We start from the raw sequence: 21806 nt of genomic DNA on the forward strand, positions 1-21806 counted from the left end.
TGGTGTGCACAGCTTTCTCCTCATCGTCGTCCTGGCGAAGGCCAGGACCCATACCGCGTGATCCATCGAGCAAGGAAGTCGCAGCACCACGGCACTGCTAGTCTTCGCCAAACTCCGCCCTGTGGTTATGGGTCCCGGCCTTCGCCGGGACGACGGGTGGAGGGTGACGCTACCGCCCCTTCGCCTTCCGCCAGACCGCAAAGTCCTTCAGCGTCTGCTCATCCGTCGCGGGATAGAGACCAAAAATGCCGCGGCCGTTCTGGACCTGCTCGGTGACGAAATCCTCGAACGCGGTCATCTCGAAGGTCTCGTTGGCGATCTCGTCGGCGAGGTGCGCCGGGATCACGATGACGCCGTCGCTGTCGCCGAGGATCACGTCGCCGGGAAACACCGGCGCATCGCCGCAGCCGATCGGGACGTTGATCTCGATCGCCTGATGCAGCGTCAGGTTGGTCGGCGCGCTCGGGCGGTGATGAAAGGCCGGGAAGCCGAGCCGCGCGATCTCGGCGGAATCGCGGAAGCCGCCGTCGGTGACGACGCCGGCGCAGCCGCGCTTCATCAACCGCGTCACCAGGATCGCGCCGGCCGACGCTGCGCGCGCATCCTTGCGGCTGTCCATGACAAGCACCGCACCCGGCGGGCAATCCTCGATCGCCTTGCGCTGCGGATGCGCGCGATCGCGGAACACCTCGATCGTGTTGAGGTCCTCGCGCGCCGGCATGTAGCGCAGGGTGAAGGCCTCGCCGACCATGGTCGGCTGATCCGGACCGAGCGGATGCACATCCTGGATCATCTGGATGCGCAAGCCGCGCTTGAATAGCGCGGTGGCGACAGTGGCGGTGGAGACGGATTTCAGCTTGTTGCGGGTGGTGTCGCTGAGTTTTGACATGGGTTCATCCGGGTTGTCATTCCGGGGCGATGCGTGAGCATCGAATCCGGAATCTCGAGGTTCCGGGTTCACGCTTCGCGTGCCCCGGAACGACAGGGACTAATAAATCGACGGCTCGCCCACCGGCTTGCCGAAACCGGTCTCGAGGAAATCGAAGTCGCAGCCTTCATTGGCCTGCTTGATGTGTTTGGAGAACATCCAGCCATAGCCGCGTTCGAAGCGCTTTTCGGGCTGCTTCCATTCGGCGCGGCGTTTGGCGAGCTCCGCCTCCGGCACGTCGAGATCGATGGTGCGGGCAGCCACGTCGAGCGTGATGCGGTCGCCGTTCCTGACCAGCGCCAGCGGGCCGCCGATAAAGGATTCCGGCGAGACGTGCAGAATGCAGGCGCCATAGCTGGTGCCGCTCATCCGCGCGTCCGACAGCCGCACCATGTCGCGCACGCCCTGCTTCACGAGCTTGGTCGGGATCGGCAGCATGCCCCATTCCGGCATGCCCGGCCCACCCTGCGGGCCGGCATTGCGCAAGATCAAGACGTGATCTGCCGTGACGTCGAGATCGGGGTCGTCGACCGCCCTCTTCATCGACGGATAGTCGTCGAACACCAGCGCCGGCCCGGTGTGCTTGAGGAAGCGCGGATCGCAGGCACTCGGCTTGATCACGCAACCATCCGGCGCGAGATTGCCCTTCAGCACCGCGAGCGCGCCCTCCTTGTAGATCGGATTTTCGACAGTGCGGATGACGTCGTCGTTGTGAACCTCGGCGCCTGCGATGTTCTCGCCGAGCGTCTTGCCTGACACGGTCATGCAGTCGAGATGCAGATGCTGCTTGATCCGGTTCATCAGGCCGGGCAGCCCGCCGGCGTAGAAGAAATCCTCCATCAGATAGAGGTCGCCACTCGGCCGCACATTGGCGATGACAGGCACCTTGCGGCTCGCGGTCTCGAAGTCGTCGAGCGAAATGTCCTGGCCGGCGCGGCGCGCCTGCGCAATCAGGTGGATGATGGCGTTGGTCGAGCAGCCCATCGCCATCGCGACCGTGATCGCGTTCTCGAAGGCTCTTCGCGTCTGGATCTTCTGCGGCGTCAGATCCTCCCACACCATCTCGACGATGCGGCGGCCGGCCTCCGAGCTCATGCGGATATGGTTGGCATCGGCCGCAGGAATCGACGAGGCGCCGGGCAAGGTCATGCCGATGGCTTCGGCGATCGCGGTCATGGTCGAGGCGGTGCCCATGGTCATGCAGGTGCCGAAGCTGCGGGCGATGCCGGCTTCCATGTCGACCCAATCCTTGTCGGAGATTTTTCCGGCGCGGCGCTCGTCCCAGTATTTCCAGGCATCCGAGCCGGAGCCCAGCGTCTTGCCCTTCCAGTTGCCGCGCAGCATCGGCCCGGCCGGCAGATAGATCGCCGGTAGGTTCATGCTGGTGGCCCCCAGCAGCAGCCCGGGCGTCGTCTTGTCGCAACCGCCCATCAGCACCACGCCGTCGACCGGATGGCCGCGCAGCAGCTCCTCGGCATCCATCGCCAGCATGTTGCGGTAGAGCATCGTGGTCGGCTTCAAGAGCGATTCCGACAGCGACAGCGCCGGCAGCTCCAGCGGAAAGCCGCCGGCCATCAGCACGCCGCGCTTGACGTCATCGACCCGGCTCTTGAAGTGCATGTGGCAGGGCTGCGCATCCGACCAGGTGTTGATGATCGCGATGACAGGCCGATCGCGCCATTCCTCCGGCGCGTAGCCCATCTGCATCGCGCGCGATCTGTGGCCGAAGGCGCGCAAATCGTCAGGCGCAAACCAGCGCGCGCTGCGCAATTGATCCGGGGTCTTGTTCTTCTTGGTCATCTTGGATGCGCCATGTGTTTTGGTCGTGCGTGTGTCGACATTGCTCGCGCGCGCCGTCGGCGCGCATGCCCTGCGCCACGGATATACAGGAATTCCGGACGTGTCGTCCCGCGCGCGGCGCAGACGTGCCGTCCGCCGTCCGCGCCTATTTCGCAAATCGGGACCAGCCCGCACCGCCCGCTGAGCGTGCGGCGCACAAACTCCGCAATTTGGAAATCGGCACGTCAACCGGCCTTGGTCGGCCCTGGCCCGCCTCGGCTTACTTCTGCTGCGCCGTCATCACGATGCGGACCAGATCGGCGGCATTGCGCGCGCCGAGTTTCTTCATGATGTTGGCGCGGTGGTCCTCGATCGTGCGCGGGCTGATCCCGAGGTGACGCCCGGCCTCCTTGTTGGAGGCACCCGCCGTGAATTGCTCGAGCACCTCGCGTTCGCGACGGGTCAGCGGCTCGCGCCCCGGGAAATGCAGCGAAGCGATGCGCGACGCCGAGGTCTCGGCCTGGCGCCTGGTATAGGCGTCGATCGCCTCATTCAGGCGGCTGACGATCTCGTTGCCGCGGAACGGCTTCTCGATGAAATCGAGCGCCCCGTTCTTGATGGCGCTGACCGCCATCTGAATGTCGCCCTGGCCGGAAATCATGAAGATCGGCGCCGGGTAGTCCTCGCCGTGCAGCTCCCGCAGGATATCGAGGCCGGATTTACCGGGAATGTGCACGTCAAGCAGGATGCAGGCCGGCGTCCTGCTGCGCGCCACCGCGAGCAGCGCGGCGCCGTCCGCAAAGCAGATCACCTTGTAACCGGCGGTCGAAAGGACCACGGAAAGCGTCTCGCGAACGGCGGGTTCGTCGTCGACTACGAAGATTTCCCCGCGAGGAGCGCCATTCTCAACCATATGCATCGTCCATCAGTGGTGAAGCGTGCTACCCAGACTGCACAAGAACCAGTTCGACCATCTCTATCAATGGACCCGTATTTGTACGGGACGTCCGCTTAACGCACAAGTAGCACCGCGTTCCCTAAAAGTGGGGGCAGTGGAGAAACATGCATGGAAAATGCAGCGGCGGACGGCGTTGCGGTGTGCTTGGACGAGGGCAACGATCCCTACAGCCTGATCGTGACGGACCTGGTCGCGCTGATCGGCCATGTCCAGGCGAGCCTGCGGCTGATCGAGGCGGCGATCGCGCGCGAGGCATTTCTGGCCGAGCAGGACGCCGCCGCCAACATCTTCGTGCTCGACGACGTCACCCCACGCTACGCCGTCGCCTCCACGACCCTGAAAGCCTGCGACGCCGGCATCGGCATGGCGCTTGATCGGCTGCGCGATTCAGAGGCACCGGCGCGCTTGCTGAACTGACCGGCCGTACCGGCCACCGCCGGGCTCGACACGTCAGCGCAGATTGCCCCGACGCCCAACCGTCGAGGCGACGATCCGTTCCAATTCCTGATTTCCACTAGGTACGGCCCGCTCAGCCCGGTCAGGCTTTGGCATCCGCCCTTTGTTGACAACCCTTGGCGTCAGGCCCTGGCCCGCTCTTCGTCGGAGCCCGACCGCCGCTTGGTCGGCTTGCCCTTCAGGAAGCTGATGTCCATTTCGGTGCCGTTGACGCGGACCAGTTCGCAGCGGCGATAGGCCAGCCCGGTCGACGACAGCAACAGGAAGAACTCCTTCAGGTTGAGCCCCTGAATGGAACCCTCGACGGTCAACGCCGCGTCATTGTCGGAGATGGCATTGAGCTGACAGTCGCGCCGCCAGGTGCCGTCGATGGCCATGATGCAGACATCGACGCCCCGGCTGAACGTAACTCGCTCGATGGATTTGCCGTCCTCCGTCATCGCTCAGTATCCGACCGCCATGGCAGGCCGCGGCATCGCCAGCGCCGCCCGCACGCCGCTCGGCCGGTACAGGCCACGGCGCTCGGGGAGCGGCTTGAACGTGTCGGTCAGGCCGACCACGGTTTCGGCGGCGCCGAGCACCAGGAAGCCGTCGGCCTCCATCAACCGGGCGAGACGGTTGAAGATGTTGATCTTGGTGTCCTGGTCGAAATAGATCAGCACGTTGCGGCAGAAGATCACATCGAAAGTGCCGAGTTGGGAGAAGTCGTGCAGCAGATTGAGCTGACGGTGCTGCACCATCGCGCGCAACTCGGGATTGATCTGCCAGAGTTCTCCCGACTGCTTGAAATACTTGACCAGCATCTGGATCGGCAGCCCGCGCTGCACCTCGAACTGGCTGTAGATGCCGGCCTTCGACTTCTCCAGCACCTCCTGCGACAGATCGGTCGCGATGATCTCGACCCGCCAGCCCGCAAGCGCCGCGCCCATCTCCTTGAGGCACATCGCCAGCGAATAGGGCTCCTGACCGGTCGAGCCGGCGGCGCACCAGATCCGGACGCTGCGCCGCGCGGCGCGCGCCTTCAGCACTTCAGGCATGATGGTGTCGCGGAAATGATCGAACGGCACCTTGTCGCGAAAGAAGAACGTCTCGTTGGTGGTCATGGCTTCGACCACCTGAACCGTATGGGTGGAGGAGCCGGCCCTGATCTTGGCGACCAGGTCGGGGATGCCGGACAATCCGCTCTTGCGCGCCAGCGGCAGCAGGCGGCTCTCGATCAGGTACTGCTTGTCCGCAGCCAGATCGAGACCGGAATGGTCCTTCAGGAGTTTACGCAGATACTCGTAGTCGGGGGGCGTCACGGGAGCCTCGCAAGGACGAAAGGGTGAAACTGGGTGTCAGGCTTCGGCCGGCGTATCGAGCGCCAGCAGGCCAACTTCCTGGAATTTCGCGATCACGATGTCCTTGTCGAACGGCTTCATAATGTATTCGTTGGCGCCGGCATGCAGCGCCCGCGAGATGTGGTCGATGCCGTTCTCGGTGGTGCAGAACACCACTTTCGGCACGTCGCCGCCCGGCATGCGGCGGAGTTGCACGAGGAATTCGAAGCCGTCCATCACCGGCATGTTCCAGTCGAGCAGCACCGCGTCCGGCAGCGCGCGCTTGCAGGCCTCGAGCGCGACCGCGCCGTCCTCGGCCTCGATGACGGTGAATTCCATTCCTTCAAGGATACGGCGCGCGATCTTTCGCACCACACCGGAATCGTCGACGACAAGACATGTCTTCATGTGTTGGCCTCCTTGTAGAGTCCGCCGTCTCCGCGGCGGAGCGTTACGCTGCAGCAGCTGTTCTGGGCACCAGTTCGAGCACGCGATCGACATCGAGGACGACCATGAGCTGGCCGTCGAGGCGGTGGACGCCGCCGGCGAGCTTGGCCATGCGGGGATCGAGATTGACCGGATTGTCCTCGCGGCTGTCGTCGGGCAGCCGCAGCACCTCGCCGATCTGGTCGATCAACAGGCCATAGGATTCGCCGCGCTGGTCGACCCCGACCGCCATCGGCAGCTTGCCGTCGTCGGCCTTCGGCAGCCCGAGCCGGGCGCGCATGTCGACCACGGTGACGATGCGGCCGCGCAGATTGAGCACGCCGGCGATCTCGCTGGAGGCCAGCGGCACCCGCGTCAGCCGCTCCGGCATGAACACGTCCTGCACCCGCGAGATCGGCAGGCCGAACAGCTGTCCGCCGATCACGGCGGTGACGTATTCGGCCATCGCGCCTTCACTGCTCTCGGTCTTGCTGGTCATCGATGTTGTTTCCCTGGATCCCGTCATGCCGCCTTCCGGATCTCGGCGGTCTGCTCTTTCAGCGCCGCGATCAGCCCGGGACGATCGAATTTGGCCACGTAGTCGTGGAAGCCGGCCTGCCGGCCGCGCTCGATCGCCGCCGGCGACACCATCGCCGACAGCGCGATGATCGGCAGCTGGTTGAGATTGTGGTCAGAGCGGATGTTCTCGGCGAACTCGAAGCCGTTCATCTCGGGCATCTCGATGTCGGTCAGCACGACGTCGAACGCCTGCCCCGAGCGCAGCGCGGCGAGCCCTTCCTGCGCGCCGCCCGCGGTCCGCACCTTGTAGCCGGCAGCCTTCAAGACCGGCGCCAGCATGTTGCGGAAGAACGCGCTATCGTCGACCAGCAGCACCGACTGCGCGCTAGCCGAGGGGCGCATCTCCTTGCGCGAGAACCAGTCGGCGAACGCCATCGGCAGGAAGTGGCCGACGTCGATCACCTCGGTGGCCTGGCCCTTGATCACGGCCGAGCCCAGAATGCCGTCCTGCGAGCCCGCGACCTCGATGTTGAGCTTTTCCTCGACGATGTCGATGATCTCGTCGACCACGAGCCCCATCGAGCGGCCGTCGTCGGCGAACACCAGGATCGGCTGCGAGCCTTGCGACTGCACCTCGACGCCGGCCATCTGCACCAGCGGCATCAGCTGCTCGCGGTACTGCACCATGTAGCGGCCGTTCGAGAGCTCGATCTTGTCGGTTGCGATCTCTTCCAGGCGGGTGACGAGGCCGAGCGGCACTGCCTTGGGCTGCGAGGAGCCGGCGCGGAACACCAAAAGCGAGGTCAGCTGCTCGCCGCTCGCGGCATGGCTGCTGGCGTTGTCCTCGGCCATGTCATGGGCGGAGGAGCCGGAGGCGCCCAAGGCCTTGGCGATGCCGTTGGGGTCGATGATCATGATCACGGCGCCATCGCCCAAAATGGTGTTGCCGGAGAACATGTCGATGTGCCGCAGCTTGGTGGACATCGGCTTGACCACGATCTCCTCGGTGTGGAACACGCCGTCGACCACGATGCCGAAAGTTTGGCTGCCGACTTGCGTCACCACGATGAAGCCGTTCTCGGCATCGGTGGTGGTGGCGCCGTCGTCGATCTTCAGAAGCTTCTTGAGATGGATCAGCGGCAGCAGCTTGTTGCGCAGCCGCAGCACTGCGGTGTCCTTGATCCGCTCGATGCGGTGCTCGGAGTTGGCGCGGGCCCGCACCAGCTCGACCACCGAGAGCTGCGGGATGGCAAAACGGTCGCCGCCGGCTTCCACGATCAGCGCGGAGACGATCGCCAAGGTCAGCGGGATCTTGATGGTGACACTGGCGCCCTCGCCGGCCACGCTCTTGATGTCGATGGTGCCGCCGATCTGGTCGATATTGGTGCGCACCACGTCCATGCCGACGCCGCGGCCGGACACCGAGGTGACTTGGGCTGCGGTCGAGAAGCCCGGCGCGAAGATGAACTTGTGGATCTGGGCCTCGGTCATCTTCTCCAGTTCAGCCTCGGTGACGAGACCGTTCTGGAGCGCCTTGGCCTTGATCCGCTCGGTGTTGAGCCCTCTCCCATTGTCGGCGATGCAGATGATGATGTGGCCGCCTTCGTGATAGGCGCTTAGGCGAATGGTGCCCTGCTCTGGCTTGCCGGCGGCGAGGCGCTCGGCGGTGGTCTCGAGGCCATGATCGGCGGAGTTGCGCACCATGTGCGTCAGGGGATCCTTGATCAGGTCGAGCACCTGGCGGTCGAGCTCGGTGTCGGCGCCGTGCATCTCCAGCTCGATCTGCTTGCCGAGTTCGCCGGAGAGGTCGCGGACGATGCGCGGCAGCTTCTGCCAGGCATTGCCGATCGGCTGCATCCGCGTCTTCATGACGCCTTCCTGCAGCTCGGCGGTGACGTTGGAGAGCCGCTGCAACGGCACCTTGAACTCGGTGTCCTCGTTGCGCCTGCTAATCTCGAGCAGCTGGTTGCGGGTCAAGACCAGCTCGGAGACCATGGTCATGAGGTGTTCGAGGGTGTCGACGTTGACGCGGATCGATTGGTTGGCGATCTTGTCGCCTTCCTGGACATCTTCGGCGGCGGCCTTGCGGGCCGGCTTCTTGGCGGCTTCGGCCGGCTCGGCGGCGGGGGCTGCGGCTGCAACGGCCTTCGCGGCAGGAGCTGGTGCAGGCGCCGCCACTTCGGTCTCGGTCTCGCGGAAGGCGCGCTCGAGCTCGTCGAGCGAGACCTCGCCCGGACGTAAGGGGCGCTCCAGCGTCTGCACCACCAGCGTGCCTTCGGTCATGTCAGCCTGCACGGACGGCGCCTCGACGACCGGCACGTCCCCTTCAGCAACCTCGCCGGCAGTCATTGCCGCCATGCCGCGCTCGACCATCGCTTCGAGCTGATCGATCAGGTCGCGGTCGTTGCCTTCGGGCTCGGCTTCGGTCGCCTCGAGCCCGCCCAGGATCTCCTTGATGCGGTCGATCGAGGACAGGATCAGCGTCACGGCTTCCGCCTTCACCGGCATGCCGTCGCGGAACTTGCCCATCAAGGTCTCGCCGGCATGCGCCAGCGCTTCCAGCCGCGGCAGGCCCAAGAACCCGCAGGTCCCCTTGATGGTGTGCACAAGGCGGAAAATGTTGTCCAGGATCTTCGCGTTGTTCGGATCCTGCTCGAACTGCACCAGCTGGTTGTCGACCGTATCCAGGCTCTCGCTGCTCTCCGTCAGGAACTCGCGCAACAGATCGTCCATCGGAAAAGGCCCCCTCAAAGTGCTGCGGAACGGTCGCCTCGCATCGATAACCTCACCGGCTTCACGGTGACGTTAATTTTGCCGTCCGTGCAAATACGGACGATGAACTACGTGAGGTTGACGATGCCTCACGACGTCACGGCCAGTCTCGCACCGACAGGCCCTTACCACCCGGACGGGAAAGAGCCCGTTCCATCGGTCATCGCAATTTGAATCAAATGAAATCGCACTGCCGCTAAGCCGAGCGAAACATTCGCGGCATGGCGGCGGCCTGCATCAAAGCCGGATCGCCCTTTGGTTGAAGCCGGGCGGAAGGTCGATCGCGCATAAAGCAAAGGCGGCGGGGTTTCCCCCGCCGCCTCGATAGTCGATATCTGTTGCGGCTACGCTTAGCGGAGCAGCTGCAGAACGCTCTGCTGCGACTGGTTGGCCAGCGCCAGCGCGGACACCGCGATCGACTGGCGGGTCGACAGCGCCTGGCTGTTGGCCGCTTCCTCGTTGGTGTCGGCCAGCGTCAGGTTGGACGAGCCGGTCTGCAGCACGTTGATCAGGTTCTTCGAGAAGTCCTGGCGGATCTGCACGATCGACAGGTTCGAACCGAGGGTCGAAGCCTGGGTGCGCAGCAGGCCGCTCGCGCTGTTGAGCGTCTTCAGCGTGGCGTTGGCCGAAGCGTTGTCGATGAAGTCCGTGCCGGCGGTCAGCTTGGTGAGGTTGAGGCCGGAGGCATCGAAGGTAACGCCCTGGATCTTCAGCGTCGAGGAGCCGGTCTCGTTGAAGGTCAGCTTGAGCTGATCGCCATTGAGCAGGTTGATGCCGTTGTACGAGGCGTCCTGGGCAGTGGTGGTGATCTGGTCCAGGATGTTGTTGTACTGATTGACCAGGTTGGCGCGGTTCGACAGCCCATTCGGATCCTGCACCGGGGCGCTGCCCGCGAGGCCGTTGAACAGCTTGCCGGAAGCGGCTGCCGTGCCACCGATCGTGCCGATGGTCGCGGACGCAGCATCGTTGGTGGTGCTGATGGTGAGCGCACCGCCCGCGCTGAGCGAGGCCTGCAGGTTGTTGGCCGCCAGACGCGTGTTCAGGTCGTTGAGGGACTTCACCTGGCCTGCGCCGCTGCCAAACGTGATGTTGGTGGCGGTGCCGTTGCCGGTCGCGCCGATCGTGAGCGTCAAGCCATCCAGCGGTGACGGCGTCGCCACGGTGCGTGCCGTGGTTCCCGCCGTGAGGCCGAACGCGGCCAGCCCCGAACCGGAGATGTTGAGATCCTGCGCGGTGCCGGTGCTGATCTGGAGCGCGCCGGCCGACACGGTGGAGGCGGTGGTCGCGCCCGTGATGCCGTCGATCGCGGTGAGCAGGTCGCCGACGGTCAGGTTGCTGCCTGCGCCGGTGCCGAGGGTCACATTGCCCGACGCATCGGTCGTCGAGGTGGTCTGCGAGGTCGAGAACGTGATCGACTTGCCGTTGACGCTGATCGTGCCGGTCGGAGTCGCCGCCAGGGTATCGGCGTTGGTCGCGCTGACGAGCTTGGTGGCGGCCGTGATCGGCACGGGCGTCGAGAGATGGTTGTTGACGACCGACCCAGCGAGGGTGGCGCTGGTGTAGGTAGCCGTGCCGCGGATATCGTCGGTGGTGGCGCCGGTGATCGTGGCGGTCGTCACCTGCGACTTCTGGGAATAGCCGACCGCGGCCTGCAGCGCCTGGTTGGCGACCGACTTGGCGCTGTCGACGAGCTTCTGCAGCGAGGTGATGCCGGTGTTGGCGGCCTGCAGCACCTGCACGCCGTTGCCGATGCCGTCCAGCAGGTTGTTGATGTCGCTGGCGCGGTTGTCGAGCGACTGCGCCGTGAAGAAGTTGGTCGGGTTGTCGAGAGCGGTGTTGACCTTCTTGCCGGTGGACAAGCGGTTCTGCGTGGTGGCGAGCAGGTCGGCCGTCGACTGCAGCGAAAGCAGATTTTGACGGACCGATGCCGAGAGGACGATGCCGGACATACTGATACCCTTCTGGATGAACACGATTGACGCGACGCCGTAAATTTCGCACGGCGACCGGTGCCACACTGGTCCGTCCGCGCTACCCGTTCGTTAAAGGGCTGCTCCGTACAAATACCCAGAACGGCTTTTGCCGGTAATTTGACGTCCGCCGGCGCCGGCGCACGGTCGAGCGGCGCCCGGTCGGCGCCGGATCAATCTCGTGGCGGCGAAATTGTCCTCGCCTTTACGGGACTTGCCGCATGCCTGCGACGCCGGGCGGGCGCTTTCGAAAGCCGCGACGGCGATCATGAAGACGCACACCTGGGCGCGCATTAGAGTTAATGCAAATCAATAAATGCGAGACAATGCCGCAACATCTTTGCCGGGATGCGCCTCGTTCGAATCGCCGCGCAGGCGGATGTAATGCCCATCGTCTGCCCCCTAGAGGGTATAAGGTTCACACTACAACCCTTGTGCTATTGGACAGGCAAGCTATGGTCGCACTCCACACGCCAAGAGTAGGTGATGCGAGACCGTAGTGCTCCCGCCCTCGGCAGGAGCTCCAATGTCCGCGGTAACGCGCCCGCCCAATCGTCTGTTGCAAGCACTTCCCCCAGCGGAATACGCGCAACTTCATCCTCTTCTGGAAACCGTCGACCTGACCAAGGAAACGGCGCTCGCCGATGCCGGCGCACCGGTGCAGCGGGTTTACTTCCCGCACGCCGGCGTGGTCTCGATGATGATCAATCTGTCCGACGGGCAATCCGTCGAGATTGCAACCATCGGTCGCGACGGCGCCGTGGGCGCGTCCGCCGCCCTGCATGAGCGGCCGCTGCTCGCGGACGCGATCGTCGTGGTGCCGGGCACGGCATCGGTGGTGCGGGCGGAGGATTTCCGCGAGGCGGCCGATCGCAGCGCCGAGTTCCGGACCCTGGTTGCGCTCTATGAGCAGGCGCTGATGGCGCAGACGCAGCAATCCGTCGCCTGCAACGTCTCGCATCCGGTGGAGGCGCGGCTGTCGCGCTGGCTGCTGCGCGCACGCGACCTGTGCGGCAGCGAAGCCTTGCCGCTGACCCAGGAGATGCTGGCGCAGATGATCGGCGTGCGGCGCAATGCGGTTTCGATCGTTGCGCACGGATTTCAGCAGGCCGGCATCCTGCGTTACAGCCGCGGCCATATTGAAATCACCGATATCGACGGCCTGCGGAAGGCGGCGTGCGAATGTTATGCGACCGTCAAGGCGCACGCCGAACAATTGATCGGGCCGGAAGATTGATCGCAGCGACCTCATGCCGCCGCGGATAATGTGAGGCTGCGGCGATCAGCGCATTCCTAATGGAACCGGGATGTGTTTCCATCGGAACCCGGACGTGCCAGAATAAGTTGCAAGCACGTCTGACTGCACGCGTCAGCCCTGGTGACCAGAGACAAGCTTTGCCGGGAGGCAGGAGGTTGCTTTGGATACGGTTCCGCGATCACCCAACGGGTTTCTGTCGTCGCTCTCTGCGAGCGATTTTGAGCTGATCCGGCCGCACCTGCGGACGGTCGACCTCACCGCCGATTCGGTCCTGATCGAGACCGACGAGATGCTGAAGCGGACATACATGCCGCACAAGGGCGTGATCTCGCTGGTGGTCAAGCTGGCGAGGGGCGAGCGCGTCCAGGTCGCCATGGTCGGCCGCGACAGCATCTTTGGCGCATTCGCCCCGCTGGTCGAGGGGCGGGTCTTGAACAACGCCACGGTGCTGGTGCCCGGCCTTGCCTCGACGGTCGAGCTCGAGCCGTTGCGCGAGGCCGCCGGCCAGAGCCCGACGCTTCGCACCATGCTGCTCCGGCACGGGCTCGCCGTCTATGCCCAGATCCAGCAGACGGCGGGCTGCAACGCCGCGCATACCGTGGAGTCGCGGCTGGCGCGATGCCTGCTGCATACGCGCGACCTCTCCGGCAGCAACAAGATCGTCCTGACCCAGGAGGCGATGGCGCAGATGATCGGCGCCCGCCGCAACAGCGTGTCGCTGGTCGCGCATACCCTGCAACAGGCGAATTTCATTCACTACAGCCGCGGCCACATCGAGATCACCAACGCGGACGGACTGATCAGGACCGCCTGCGAATGCTACGCCGCGGTCAAGGCGCAGTATGCGAGGTTGCTGAATTGCGAGGAAACCAGCGGCTAAAGCGCGATGAGATAAAGTTGAAATCGTCATCGCGCTCTGGCTCTTTGTTTGAGCATGATCTCTTCGGAAAACCGCTTCGCACTTTTCCGGATCATGCATTAGCGTTTCGATTCAAGCGGTCGGCGTCTCGCGCAAAACGCCCTGGCTGTCGCGCAAACCGTACTTCTACGGCGTACGATTTTCACCGTCGGATAACGCTGCTTCCGCAAAGTCGCGTGGACGCACGGGGGAGCCGATGTTCACGTACGAGACGACCGACCGGAAGGAAGCCCGGCGCTTCCGCATGGCCCAGTTCAACGGCCGGCCCGCCACTGTCAGATCCGCCGGCGCGACGGTCACCGGCCGCGTCCGCGCGATCGTCGAAAGCAGGTCCGGCGCAACGGCGGCATGGGTGGTGACGATCGTTCCGGACGAACCGAAGACGGCCGCTCCCGCCGCGCGGCTCGCGCCGCGGCTGTGCTTCGCCGCGGAAGACGATTTCTGACAACCGGTCTCCGCTCAAGCGGAATGCAGCAAGGCCTTGCGGACCAGATCCGCGGTGTTACGCGCGCCGAGCTTGCGCATAGCCTCGGCACGATGGCTCTCGAAGGTGCGCGGGCTGATGTTCATCCGCAGCGCGCCCTGCTTGTTGGAATAGCCGTCGCTGATCAGGCTGAGCACTTCACGCTCGCGCTTGGTCAGCGGCTTGCGGCCGGCCTCCGGCGCGAACATGACATCGGGTGACCGAACGCCTGCCGGCTTGTCGTCGCCCTGCGGCCTGAGATCCGCGGCCGGAACAGCATTCGGATAGAGATCCGAAATCTGCTTCAGCATCGCGGACACCCGCTCGGTCTGTTCGAGCGCGTTCTCGATCACCTGCCGCAGATAGACGCCGTTGCCGGGCGCGTGCGCGAACTGCTGACTGTGCTGTTTGAGCTCGTTCATATAGAGCAGCAGCGCCGTCACCGGCCCATTGAACTGCCGGACGATGGCCGCACCGGCCTCCGTGGTGACCTGCGGTCGCGGCGCAACGGCCCCATGAACCTCAGACTGCTGTCCCTCGAGCGCCGCGGTTCCGCCCATCCATGCCGGAAGGCGCGCCTCGGCTCGATTGTCATGTTGCGTCATAAGTATGGTTTACCGAAGGTGAACTTGTGGCCGCGTTAACGCGGGACTCCGTAGAACTACGGGTGACGCAACTGTGACCTCGGGCCCCGACCTGCCAAGCAGGCGCAGATTACCGCTGATTTGGCAACGAATCTCGCATATTTGAGTCGAATTACAGTATTCTTACGGGACGACGGGCGGCTTCGTCCCGATGGGCTCACAGGTGGATCGTTACCGTCCCGGCGTTTCGCGGACGCATCCCACACCCTGCCGCCACGTCAGAAATAGCCGGGTTGCGCGCCGCGCCTTCGACATCAGGGGCGCCGGAGCCGGAGGAATTTCTGCAGGAACCGCCCCGAAAGAACGAACCTGAACCACCAATACGCCATTCGACGGGTCGACATCGATCATCCCTCTAGGCACGGGATCGCATCGGCTTACCGCACGTTGGGCCACGTTCGTATGAGGCGGCTCACATTGACCCGGCGGACGCAGGGTCAGCGAATGTCAATTTACACCCCCGGCACGCGCCGCGATGATCGCCGCCTCTCGACCAACAAAAAGGGTGCGACAATGCAGCGAGGGCGAAGCGGACGAAATGGATCCTGGATGATGATCGCGGCGCTCGCCTCGGCACTGCTGGTCAGCGCCGCTGCGCAGGCCCAGAGCACGCCGACCGGCGACGCAGCGCCGGCCCAAGACAACACGATCATGATCACGATCTTCTTCAAGCACGATCAGTCGCGCCCGCTCGGCGAACTCAATGCGCAGCTCGAGCGGCAGGGCTTCTACAAGGCGTTTCCGCCCGAAGGTGTCGAGGTGGTCAGCTGGTACGTGATGATGGGCGCCGGCCAGGTGGTGACCCTGCGGCTGCCGGCGTCACGGCTGCGCGAGGTCAACCGCGTCATCGAGAACAGCGCCTGGGGCGCCTATCGCACCGAGTTCTATCCGACCTACGACTACAAGGCGGTCGGGATCGGCAAGCACGACAAGGCAAAACAGTAGCCATCGCGCCGAGATCGGAGTTGAAGTCGCGGCCGCGCGCCGGACTTATCGGTTCTGGTTCAGTCAGAACCGGCTCACCTTCGATCCGATGCGCTGCCTATGCGTGAGCGCGCGGGCGCTCGCTCAGCCGCTTTGCCAGTATCCGCAGATCCTGGCGGCGCCCGCTGCAAAGCAAGCGGCTGAATTCGTCGGGATCGATGGAGGCAGGTGGAAAATCGGCTGAACTGCGTGCGACGCGGCGTAGCCAGGTCAATCGGAAAAGACGCTTGAGCATCTTCATGGTTGTTAGCCCCGATGAGCGCCTTTGTTAAATCGCGGTAATGAAATTGGTTCCGTCTCTTGTGGTCGCACCGCGCGAAAATTGGTTCAATGCCGTCAGGCGAGCAGCGCCTTACGCTCTTGCACGCGCGCAATGGATCGCCGCACCGCGGTCTGATCCAGCGATCCGTCCTGCACCGCACCGGCGACCGTCGCGGCGATGCCGGCCATCGCCTGCTCCTGGTCGAACAGGTTGTTGCCGATGCAGATCATGTCCATGCCGGCGGCGATCGCCTGCAGGCTGGCCGCACTTGTGCCGAGCGCCTTCTGCAGCCCTTGCATCTGCATGTCGTCGGTGATCAAGAGCGTGTCGGGCAGACGGCGGCGCAGCCGGCCAATCCCGGCCGGTGACAATGTCATCGGATGCTGCGGGTCCCACTGGCGGACAATGGCGTGGCTGACCAGCACCGCATTGCCGAAAGTATCCGGGGCCAACGCGTAGAACAGCTCTTCCTGCTCGGGCCGCAGCGCATCGGAAATGTCCATGAACTCCAGATGCGAATCGACGAGCGCACCGCCGATGCCCGGATAATGCTTCAGGCAGAGACCAACTCCGGCCTGCCGCGCCGCGGCGTCGACCAGGCGGGCATTGGCCTCGACCTCGCCGAGATCGGACGAATAGGACCGCTTGATCCTGCCGATATTGGGATTGTCGGAATTGTAGTCGACGTCGATGACCGGCGCGAAATTGTAGCGGATGCCGAGCCGGCGCAGCTCGTCATAGGTTGCGCCAAGGATCGCCTGCTTTTCCGTCTGCGCCAGCAGATTGAAATCCTTCGCACTCGGCAGCGGCTGGAAGCCGAGGCCATCCTTGAGCCGGCGCACCAGACCGCCCTCCTGGTCGATGAAGACCAGCGGCTCTGACGGCAGCGCCGCAATCCCGGCGCAGAGCGACTGCACCTGCTCGGGCGAAGCGATGTTGTTGTCGTATTGACGGGTCTGGCACGAGTAATCGAACAGGATCACCCCGCCGAGCCCGAACCGCGCGGCAAATTCCCTCAGCCAGGACGGGATGACCTTGCCGTAGAAGCCGAGAATGAAGAGTTCGCCGACGGACATGGCCGCTCGCTATGGGATTGGCATGGAATCAACGCCGCACCTGAAGGAATAGCACGCGGCCGCGGCGGTAAGAATATGACGCAAGCCGCGGTGGGACTGCGCTCCCCGTGCTCGCATCCCTATGTTAAGACACGCCGGCACGCCTCACCGGCGTCTGCCACAACACAAGAAACTCCGGAAACCGCTCATGACCGCACCTTACGTCCCGCAAATGGCCCTTTACCGCGACTGGCTGAAGGAGACCCGCGGCCTTGCGTTTGCGGATTTCGAGGCGATGCGGCGCTGGTCGGTCACCGATATCGACGCCTTCTGGCAGAGCGTGTGGGATTATTTCGACCTGCGCTCGCCGACGCCGCATACCGCCGTGCTGGCCGAACGCAAGATGCCGGGCGCAGTGTGGTTTCCCGGCGCCTCGGTGAACTATGCGCGCCAGGTTTTCCGCCATGTCGTGCCCGCACATAACGCCGGCCTGCCGGCCCTGATTGCGAGCGGCGAGGACGGCAGACTGTCGGAGACGAGCTGGCCCGAGCTACAACGCAAATCGGCGGCGCTGGCGCTGCATCTGAAGGCCAAGGGCGTCCGCGCCGGCGACCGCGTCGCCGCGTACTTGCCGAACATCCCGGAGACGATCATCGCGTTTCTTGCAACCGCGAGCCTCGGTGCGGTCTGGAGCGTCTGCGCGCCCGACATGGCGGCGCCCGCGGTGATCGACCGCTTCAAGCAGATCGAGCCGAAGGTGCTGATCGCCTGCGATGCCGTGACCTATGCCGGCAAGCGCCATGACCGACAGGGCGTGATCGAGGAGCTGCGGCGCGCGCTGCCGACGGTCGAGCATGTCATTCTGCACAGCGACGCGGCACCATCAGAGACACGGCTGTCGTCCATCTTCGCGCGCCAGAGCGCGGAGATCGACGCCTTCGAGCCGGAATGGCTGCCGTTCGATCACCCGCTCTGGATCGTCTATTCCTCGGGGACCACCGGATTGCCGAAGCCGATCCTGCACAGCCATGGCGGCATCATCGCGGTGGCGCTGCCGCTGTCGACGCTTCACAACGACCTCGGCTGCAGCTACCACCCGAACTCGTTCGGCGAACGCTTCCACTGGTACTCTTCGACCGGCTGGATTATGTGGAACTGCCAGGCCAACGGCCTGCTCAACGGCACCACCTGCTGCATCTTCGACGGCAGCCCCGGCGGCACCAAGGACAAGCCGGACTGGACCACGCTGTGGCGCTTCGTCGCCGACGCCAAGGCGACCTTCTTCGGCGCCGGCGCGGCGTTCTTCGCCAACTGCACCAAGGCGGAGATCGATCTCGCCGCCGTCGGCGACCTCTCGGGCCTGCGCGCGCTCGGCTCGACCGGCTCGCCGCTATCAGCCGATACGCAAGCCTGGTTCAACGAGCGCTTCGCCGCGCTGTCGAAGCGCACCGGCAATGCCGCGCAGGCCGACATGTGGTGGGCCAATATTTCCGGCGGCACCGATTTCGCCGGCGCCTTCATCGGCGGCAATCGCGAACTGGCGCAGACGCCGGGCATCATGCAATGCCGCCTGCTCGGCTGCGCGGTGGAAGCCTTCGACGAGCAGGGCCGCGCCGTGATCGACGAGGTCGGAGAACTCGTCTGCACCGAGCCGCTGCCGTCGATGCCGCTGCGGTTCTGGAACGATCCCGGCAATGCACGCTATCTGTCGAGCTATTTCGAGACCTATCCCGACAATTTCGACGGCAGCGGCCGCGGCCCGGTGTGGCGGCACGGCGACTGGCTGAAGATCAACCCCGACGGCTCCTGCGTAATCTATGGCCGCAGCGACGCCACCATCAATCGCCACGGATTGCGGATGGGCACCAGCGAGCTCTATTCGGCGATCGAGGCGCTGCCGGAGGTGCTGGATTCGATGGTCGTCGACCTCGAATATCTCGGCCGCGACAGCTACATGCCGCTGTTCGTGGTGCTGCGCGAGGGCGTCGCGCTCGATGCGGCGATGAAGGCGAAGATCAACAAGGCGGTCGAAGCCGGGCTGTCGCGGCGCTTCCTGCCCAACGACATCTTCGTGGTGGCGGAAATTCCGCGCACGCTGTCCGGCAAGAAGCAGGAGCTGCCGGTCAAGAAGCTGCTGCTCGGTCACCCCGTCGAGAAGGTCATCAACCGCGATGCGATGGCCAATCCCGGTTGCCTCGACTGGTATCTCGATTTTGCGAGGAGCTACCTGAGCAAGCAGGCGGGCGCGGCGTGAAGCGCTAGCGCAGCCTGCCGCGCCATGGCGGCGGCGCAAGCGCGGCGCGCAGGTGCTCCACGAAAGCCTGCGTGCGTCTCGCGCGCCCACTGCGGCCCGGATTGAGCAGCGCGACGATGTCGGCCGGCGGCAGGCGGAAGTTCGGCAGCACACGGACCAACCGGCCGGCGGCGAGATCTTCAGTGACATCCCACTCCGACCTGACGATCAGGCCGTGATGCGCCAGCGCCCAGGCCTTCACGACCTCGCCGTCATTGCTCGACAGCATCGGCTCGATCCTGACGACGTCAGGCTCCGACGCGGCACGCTTGCGGGAGAACCGCCAGAGCGTCACGTCCTCCTCGTTCTCACGCAAGGCAATGCAATCATGCGCGCGCAGATCCTGCGGGCGCGCCGGCGTTCCGCGACGCTTGAGGTAGGCCGGCGAGGCGCACAGATAGCGCTCGTTGGGGGCAAGACGCTGCAGACGAAGCGTGGAGTCCTTGAGTGTGCCGATGTGGATCATGATGTCCCACGCACTTACCGCGGCACGCCCCGGCCGATCGGACAGTTCGAGCTCGACCGACACCTCGGGATGACGTGATCGGAAGGCGGCAACGACCGGGGCGATGTAGCGCCGTCCGAAGCCGAGCGGTGCAAGAATCTTCAGATGTCCTGCGATGGTGCCGCGACGCGCCTGCAGAGCTTCGGTCAGCTCCATCGCCTCGTCGAGCAGCACCCCGCCGCGCAGCACCAGCAGCTCGCCCTCGTCGGTCAACGTCAGCCGCCGGGCCGAACGGCTGACCAGCTGAACGCCCAGCCGCTGCTCGAGGCTCTGCAGCCGCTGCGAGACCGCCGATGGCGTCACGTCGAGCGCCCGCGCCGCGGCCGCGAGCGACCGGGCCGCAGCGATGGCCAGGAAGAAGCGGATGTCGTCGGTCGAGATCATTAAGCCTAGGCTTAATATAGGAATGACATTCGGTAAATTGTACTTAGCGCGGAAACGGCTAGTCTCGCCGCATGTCATCAGCCCCCGTCCCGAACGCACCGCATCCGCTCGCCGGGATCGAGACGCCCTGTCTCGTCCTCGATGAGGACCGGATGCTGCACAACATCGCCCGCCTGAAGACGCGGCTATCGCGGCTCGGCGTGCCGCTGCGTCCGCATCTGAAGACCGCAAAATCAATTCCGGCGGCGCGCGCTGTGATGGACGGCCCAGGCGGCCCGGCCGCGGTGTCCACGTTGCAAGAGGCCGAGGTCTTCGCCGCGGCCGGCGTGACAGACATCCTCTATGCCGTCGGCATCGCGCCGCAGAAGCTCGATCGCGTGGCCGCGCTGCGGCGTCAGGGCGTGGACCTCTCCGTCGTGCTCGACAGCCTCGAGCAGGCGGCTGCCGTCACCGAGATGGCGCGCATGACGAACGACCGCATTCCCGTGCTGATCGAGATCGATTGCGATGGCCATCGCGCCGGGGTCGGTGCAAGCGATCCGCAGCTCGTCGAGATCGGGCGCGCGCTGCATCAGGGCGGCGCCGAACTGCGCGGCGTCATGGCGCATGCCGGCGAATCCTATTCCTGCCGCAGCGTTGAGGCGCTCGAGCAGGCGGCCGAGCAGGAGCGCGCCGCCGCGGTCGCCTGCGCCGAAGCATTGCGCGCGGCCGGACTGCCCTGCCCCGTGGTCAGCGTCGGCTCGACGCCGACAGCGCATTTCGCGCGCCGGCTCGATGGCGTCACCGAGGTGCGCGCCGGCGTCTTCGTGATGTTCGACCTGGTGATGGCCGGGATCGGGGTCTGCGCGGTCGAGGACATCGCGCTGTCGGTGCTCGCGACGGTGATCGGCCATCGCGCCGATCGTGGCTTGACCCTCATCGATGCTGGCTGGATGGCGCTGTCGCGCGATCGCGGCACCGCGCGGCAGCCGATCGACCAGGGCTACGGCATCGTCTGCGACATCGATGGACGGCCCTATCCCGACCTGATCGTGACGGAGACCAATCAGGAGCACGGCATCGTCGCGCTTCGTCCCGGCAGCACCGCGCCGCAGGTGACGCTGCCGGTCGGCGCGCAGCTGCGAATCCTTCCGAACCATGCCTGCGCGACGGGAGCGCAGCACGACCGTTATCACGTCATCGCTGCCGGCTCCGACACCGTCAGGCAATGGGAGCGGCTTCGCGGATGGTAAGAGCGGAGCACAGCCCATGACGCGAGCTTTCGACGCCGTGTTGTTCGACCTCCTGACCGCGCTGCTCGACAGCTGGACGCTGTGGAACAAGGTCGCCGGCTCCGACGAGGCCGGGCTTCGCTGGCGCGCCGAGTATCTCAAGAACACCTATGCCACCGGACGCTATCGGCCCTATGAGGATCTGGTCGGCGAGGCGGCGCGCAACGTCGGGCTGCCGTTCGAACGGGCCGCCGAGCTTGGCGCGCGTTATGCAGAGCTCGATCCCTGGCCCGAGGTTCGCGACGTTCTGCAGACGCTGCATGACGCCGGTGTCGCGCTCGGCGTCGTGACCAACTGCTCCGAGCGGCTCGGCCGCATCGCAGCCGACCGCCTCGGCGTCCCTCTCACCGTGTTCGTGACGGCCGAGCGCGCCGGCTATTACAAGCCGCAGCCGCAACCCTATCAGCTCGCGCTCGACGAACTGCCGGTCCCCGCCGGTCGATGCCTGTTCGTCGCGGGATCGGCCTATGATCTGTTCGGAACGGCGCGTGTGCACTTGCCGACTTGGTGGCATAATCGGGCCGCAAAGAACCTGCCGGAAGGGGCGCCCGCCCCGATCATGGTTCGCGACAACCTTGCGACCTTGCCGGATTTCGTGCTTGGTCGCGACGCGGCCGGCCCGCCTCCTTGAGGACTGAACT

General features: G+C 65.0%; 21 protein-coding genes. 8 read left to right on the forward strand and 13 right to left on the reverse strand.

The genetic code is table 11. The annotated features are described in order from the left end of the window. Positions 1 to 169: 169 nt before the first annotated feature. The 3 genes from FBZ93_RS26050 to FBZ93_RS26060 all read right to left on the reverse strand — a co-directional run bounded on the left by FBZ93_RS26050 (position 170) and on the right by FBZ93_RS26060 (position 3620). Positions 170 to 889 carry a ribonuclease activity regulator RraA gene (locus FBZ93_RS26050; RefSeq protein WP_050632107.1) on the reverse strand — a complete coding sequence of 240 codons (720 nt, stop codon included), beginning with the start codon at positions 887 to 889 and terminating at the stop codon, positions 170 to 172. Positions 890 to 988: 99 nt separating this feature from the next. After that, the gene (araD, locus tag FBZ93_RS26055; protein ID WP_146989735.1) at positions 989 to 2728 is read right to left on the reverse strand and encodes an L-arabinonate dehydratase; all 1740 of its coding nucleotides are present in this window, start codon (positions 2726 to 2728) and stop codon (positions 989 to 991) included. 259 nt (positions 2729 to 2987) lie between these two features. Next, positions 2988 to 3620: a response regulator transcription factor gene (locus tag FBZ93_RS26060; RefSeq protein WP_050426207.1), complete on the reverse strand. Its 633-nt coding sequence runs from the start codon at positions 3618 to 3620 to the stop codon at positions 2988 to 2990. A gap of 153 nt (positions 3621 to 3773) precedes the next feature. Here FBZ93_RS26060 and FBZ93_RS26065 point away from each other — a divergent pair, with 153 nt between their 5' ends. Then, positions 3774 to 4082 carry a hypothetical protein gene (locus tag FBZ93_RS26065; protein WP_146989737.1) on the forward strand — a complete coding sequence of 103 codons (309 nt, stop codon included), beginning with the start codon at positions 3774 to 3776 and terminating at the stop codon, positions 4080 to 4082. Positions 4083 to 4243: 161 nt separating this feature from the next. Here the strand turns inward: FBZ93_RS26065 and FBZ93_RS26070 are convergent, their stop codons facing one another. From FBZ93_RS26070 to FBZ93_RS26095, 6 genes are all read right to left on the reverse strand, one after another. Further along, positions 4244 to 4561: a PilZ domain-containing protein gene (locus tag FBZ93_RS26070; RefSeq protein ID WP_146989739.1), complete on the reverse strand. Its 318-nt coding sequence runs from the start codon at positions 4559 to 4561 to the stop codon at positions 4244 to 4246. Between the two features lie 3 nt (positions 4562 to 4564). Continuing rightward, positions 4565 to 5422: a CheR family methyltransferase gene (locus FBZ93_RS26075; RefSeq protein ID WP_146989741.1), complete on the reverse strand. Its 858-nt coding sequence runs from the start codon at positions 5420 to 5422 to the stop codon at positions 4565 to 4567. Between the two features lie 36 nt (positions 5423 to 5458). Continuing rightward, positions 5459 to 5848: a response regulator gene (locus FBZ93_RS26080; protein WP_050426204.1), complete on the reverse strand. Its 390-nt coding sequence runs from the start codon at positions 5846 to 5848 to the stop codon at positions 5459 to 5461. A gap of 43 nt (positions 5849 to 5891) precedes the next feature. Next, positions 5892 to 6365 (reverse strand): chemotaxis protein CheW, encoded by a 474-nt coding sequence (locus FBZ93_RS26085; protein WP_146989743.1) that lies wholly within the window; start codon positions 6363 to 6365, stop codon positions 5892 to 5894. Between the two features lie 23 nt (positions 6366 to 6388). Further along, positions 6389 to 9118, reverse strand: coding sequence for a hybrid sensor histidine kinase/response regulator (locus tag FBZ93_RS26090; protein ID WP_146989745.1), 2730 nt, complete (start codon positions 9116 to 9118; stop codon positions 6389 to 6391). A gap of 389 nt (positions 9119 to 9507) precedes the next feature. Next, positions 9508 to 11106, reverse strand: a complete 1599-nt coding sequence (locus tag FBZ93_RS26095) for a flagellin (RefSeq protein WP_146989747.1) — start codon at positions 11104 to 11106, stop codon at positions 9508 to 9510. Positions 11107 to 11653: 547 nt separating this feature from the next. Here FBZ93_RS26095 and FBZ93_RS26100 point away from each other — a divergent pair. From FBZ93_RS26100 to FBZ93_RS26110, 3 genes are all read left to right on the forward strand, one after another. Continuing rightward, the gene (locus tag FBZ93_RS26100; RefSeq protein ID WP_246667645.1) at positions 11654 to 12364 is read left to right on the forward strand and encodes a Crp/Fnr family transcriptional regulator; all 711 of its coding nucleotides are present in this window, start codon (positions 11654 to 11656) and stop codon (positions 12362 to 12364) included. A 181-nt stretch (positions 12365 to 12545) separates the two neighbouring features. Continuing rightward, complete coding sequence (locus tag FBZ93_RS26105; protein WP_146989748.1) at positions 12546 to 13265, forward strand: Crp/Fnr family transcriptional regulator; 720 nt, start codon at positions 12546 to 12548, stop codon at positions 13263 to 13265. A gap of 235 nt (positions 13266 to 13500) precedes the next feature. Further along, positions 13501 to 13749 (forward strand): hypothetical protein, encoded by a 249-nt coding sequence (locus FBZ93_RS26110; RefSeq protein ID WP_146989750.1) that lies wholly within the window; start codon positions 13501 to 13503, stop codon positions 13747 to 13749. A 14-nt stretch (positions 13750 to 13763) separates the two neighbouring features. Here FBZ93_RS26110 and FBZ93_RS26115 read toward each other — a convergent pair whose 3' ends face one another. Next, entirely contained in the window at positions 13764 to 14372 is a 609-nt protein-coding gene (locus tag FBZ93_RS26115; protein WP_146989752.1) for a helix-turn-helix domain-containing protein, read from the reverse strand. A 552-nt stretch (positions 14373 to 14924) separates the two neighbouring features. Here FBZ93_RS26115 and FBZ93_RS26120 point away from each other — a divergent pair. Beyond that, entirely contained in the window at positions 14925 to 15356 is a 432-nt protein-coding gene (locus tag FBZ93_RS26120; RefSeq protein WP_146989968.1) for a hypothetical protein, read from the forward strand. A gap of 97 nt (positions 15357 to 15453) precedes the next feature. Here the strand turns inward: FBZ93_RS26120 and FBZ93_RS26125 are convergent, their stop codons facing one another. Beyond that, positions 15454 to 15636, reverse strand: coding sequence for a hypothetical protein (locus FBZ93_RS26125; RefSeq protein ID WP_146989754.1), 183 nt, complete (start codon positions 15634 to 15636; stop codon positions 15454 to 15456). Positions 15637 to 15731: 95 nt separating this feature from the next. Next, a complete protein-coding gene (locus FBZ93_RS26130; RefSeq protein WP_146989756.1) occupies positions 15732 to 16733 on the reverse strand; it encodes a glycoside hydrolase family 3 N-terminal domain-containing protein in 1002 nt (333 codons plus the stop codon). 121 nt (positions 16734 to 16854) lie between these two features. Between FBZ93_RS26130 and FBZ93_RS26135 the strand changes: the two genes are divergently transcribed. Further along, positions 16855 to 18966 carry an acetoacetate--CoA ligase gene (locus FBZ93_RS26135; RefSeq protein WP_283810842.1) on the forward strand — a complete coding sequence of 704 codons (2112 nt, stop codon included), beginning with the start codon at positions 16855 to 16857 and terminating at the stop codon, positions 18964 to 18966. Between the two features lie 4 nt (positions 18967 to 18970). On the opposite strand, the gene FBZ93_RS26140 is transcribed toward FBZ93_RS26135, so the two are convergent. Then, the gene (locus tag FBZ93_RS26140) at positions 18971 to 19972 is read right to left on the reverse strand and encodes a LysR family transcriptional regulator (RefSeq protein ID WP_349643269.1); all 1002 of its coding nucleotides are present in this window, start codon (positions 19970 to 19972) and stop codon (positions 18971 to 18973) included. Between FBZ93_RS26140 and FBZ93_RS26145 the strand changes: the two genes are divergently transcribed. Then, positions 19966 to 21126, forward strand: a complete 1161-nt coding sequence (locus tag FBZ93_RS26145; protein WP_146989762.1) for a DSD1 family PLP-dependent enzyme — start codon at positions 19966 to 19968, stop codon at positions 21124 to 21126. The two genes, FBZ93_RS26140 and FBZ93_RS26145, sit on opposite strands and share 7 nt — an antisense overlap. Positions 21127 to 21142: 16 nt before the next feature. Further along, positions 21143 to 21796: an HAD-IA family hydrolase gene (locus FBZ93_RS26150; RefSeq protein WP_146989763.1), complete on the forward strand. Its 654-nt coding sequence runs from the start codon at positions 21143 to 21145 to the stop codon at positions 21794 to 21796. Positions 21797 to 21806 lie beyond the last annotated feature (10 nt).

Origin of the sequence: Bradyrhizobium macuxiense (assembly GCF_007993935.1) — a bacterium.
Lineage (GTDB): Bacteria > Pseudomonadota > Alphaproteobacteria > Rhizobiales > Xanthobacteraceae > Bradyrhizobium > Bradyrhizobium macuxiense_A.

Excerpts from the sequence above, each read along its gene's own strand:
- FBZ93_RS26050 (WP_050632107.1), bottom strand. The coding sequence starts at position 889 with ATGTCAAAACTCAGCGACACCACCCGCAACAAGCTGAAATCCGTCTCC.
- araD (WP_146989735.1), bottom strand. The coding sequence starts at position 2,728 with ATGACCAAGAAGAACAAGACCCCGGATCAATTGCGCAGCGCGCGCTGG.
- FBZ93_RS26060 (WP_050426207.1), bottom strand. The coding sequence starts at position 3,620 with ATGGTTGAGAATGGCGCTCCTCGCGGGGAAATCTTCGTAGTCGACGAC.
- FBZ93_RS26065 (WP_146989737.1), top strand. The coding sequence starts at position 3,774 with ATGGAAAATGCAGCGGCGGACGGCGTTGCGGTGTGCTTGGACGAGGGC.
- FBZ93_RS26070 (WP_146989739.1), bottom strand. The coding sequence starts at position 4,561 with ATGACGGAGGACGGCAAATCCATCGAGCGAGTTACGTTCAGCCGGGGC.
- FBZ93_RS26080 (WP_050426204.1), bottom strand. The coding sequence starts at position 5,848 with ATGAAGACATGTCTTGTCGTCGACGATTCCGGTGTGGTGCGAAAGATC.
- FBZ93_RS26085 (WP_146989743.1), bottom strand. The coding sequence starts at position 6,365 with ATGACCAGCAAGACCGAGAGCAGTGAAGGCGCGATGGCCGAATACGTC.
- FBZ93_RS26090 (WP_146989745.1), bottom strand. The coding sequence starts at position 9,118 with ATGGACGATCTGTTGCGCGAGTTCCTGACGGAGAGCAGCGAGAGCCTG.
- FBZ93_RS26095 (WP_146989747.1), bottom strand. The coding sequence starts at position 11,106 with ATGTCCGGCATCGTCCTCTCGGCATCGGTCCGTCAAAATCTGCTTTCG.
- FBZ93_RS26100 (WP_246667645.1), top strand. The coding sequence starts at position 11,654 with ATGTCCGCGGTAACGCGCCCGCCCAATCGTCTGTTGCAAGCACTTCCC.
- FBZ93_RS26110 (WP_146989750.1), top strand. The coding sequence starts at position 13,501 with ATGTTCACGTACGAGACGACCGACCGGAAGGAAGCCCGGCGCTTCCGC.
- FBZ93_RS26115 (WP_146989752.1), bottom strand. The coding sequence starts at position 14,372 with ATGACGCAACATGACAATCGAGCCGAGGCGCGCCTTCCGGCATGGATG.
- FBZ93_RS26120 (WP_146989968.1), top strand. The coding sequence starts at position 14,925 with ATGCAGCGAGGGCGAAGCGGACGAAATGGATCCTGGATGATGATCGCG.
- FBZ93_RS26125 (WP_146989754.1), bottom strand. The coding sequence starts at position 15,636 with ATGAAGATGCTCAAGCGTCTTTTCCGATTGACCTGGCTACGCCGCGTC.
- FBZ93_RS26130 (WP_146989756.1), bottom strand. The coding sequence starts at position 16,733 with ATGTCCGTCGGCGAACTCTTCATTCTCGGCTTCTACGGCAAGGTCATC.
- FBZ93_RS26135 (WP_283810842.1), top strand. The coding sequence starts at position 16,855 with ATGTTAAGACACGCCGGCACGCCTCACCGGCGTCTGCCACAACACAAG.
- FBZ93_RS26145 (WP_146989762.1), top strand. The coding sequence starts at position 19,966 with ATGTCATCAGCCCCCGTCCCGAACGCACCGCATCCGCTCGCCGGGATC.
- FBZ93_RS26140 (WP_349643269.1), bottom strand. The coding sequence starts at position 19,972 with ATGACATGCGGCGAGACTAGCCGTTTCCGCGCTAAGTACAATTTACCG.
- FBZ93_RS26150 (WP_146989763.1), top strand. The coding sequence starts at position 21,143 with ATGACGCGAGCTTTCGACGCCGTGTTGTTCGACCTCCTGACCGCGCTG.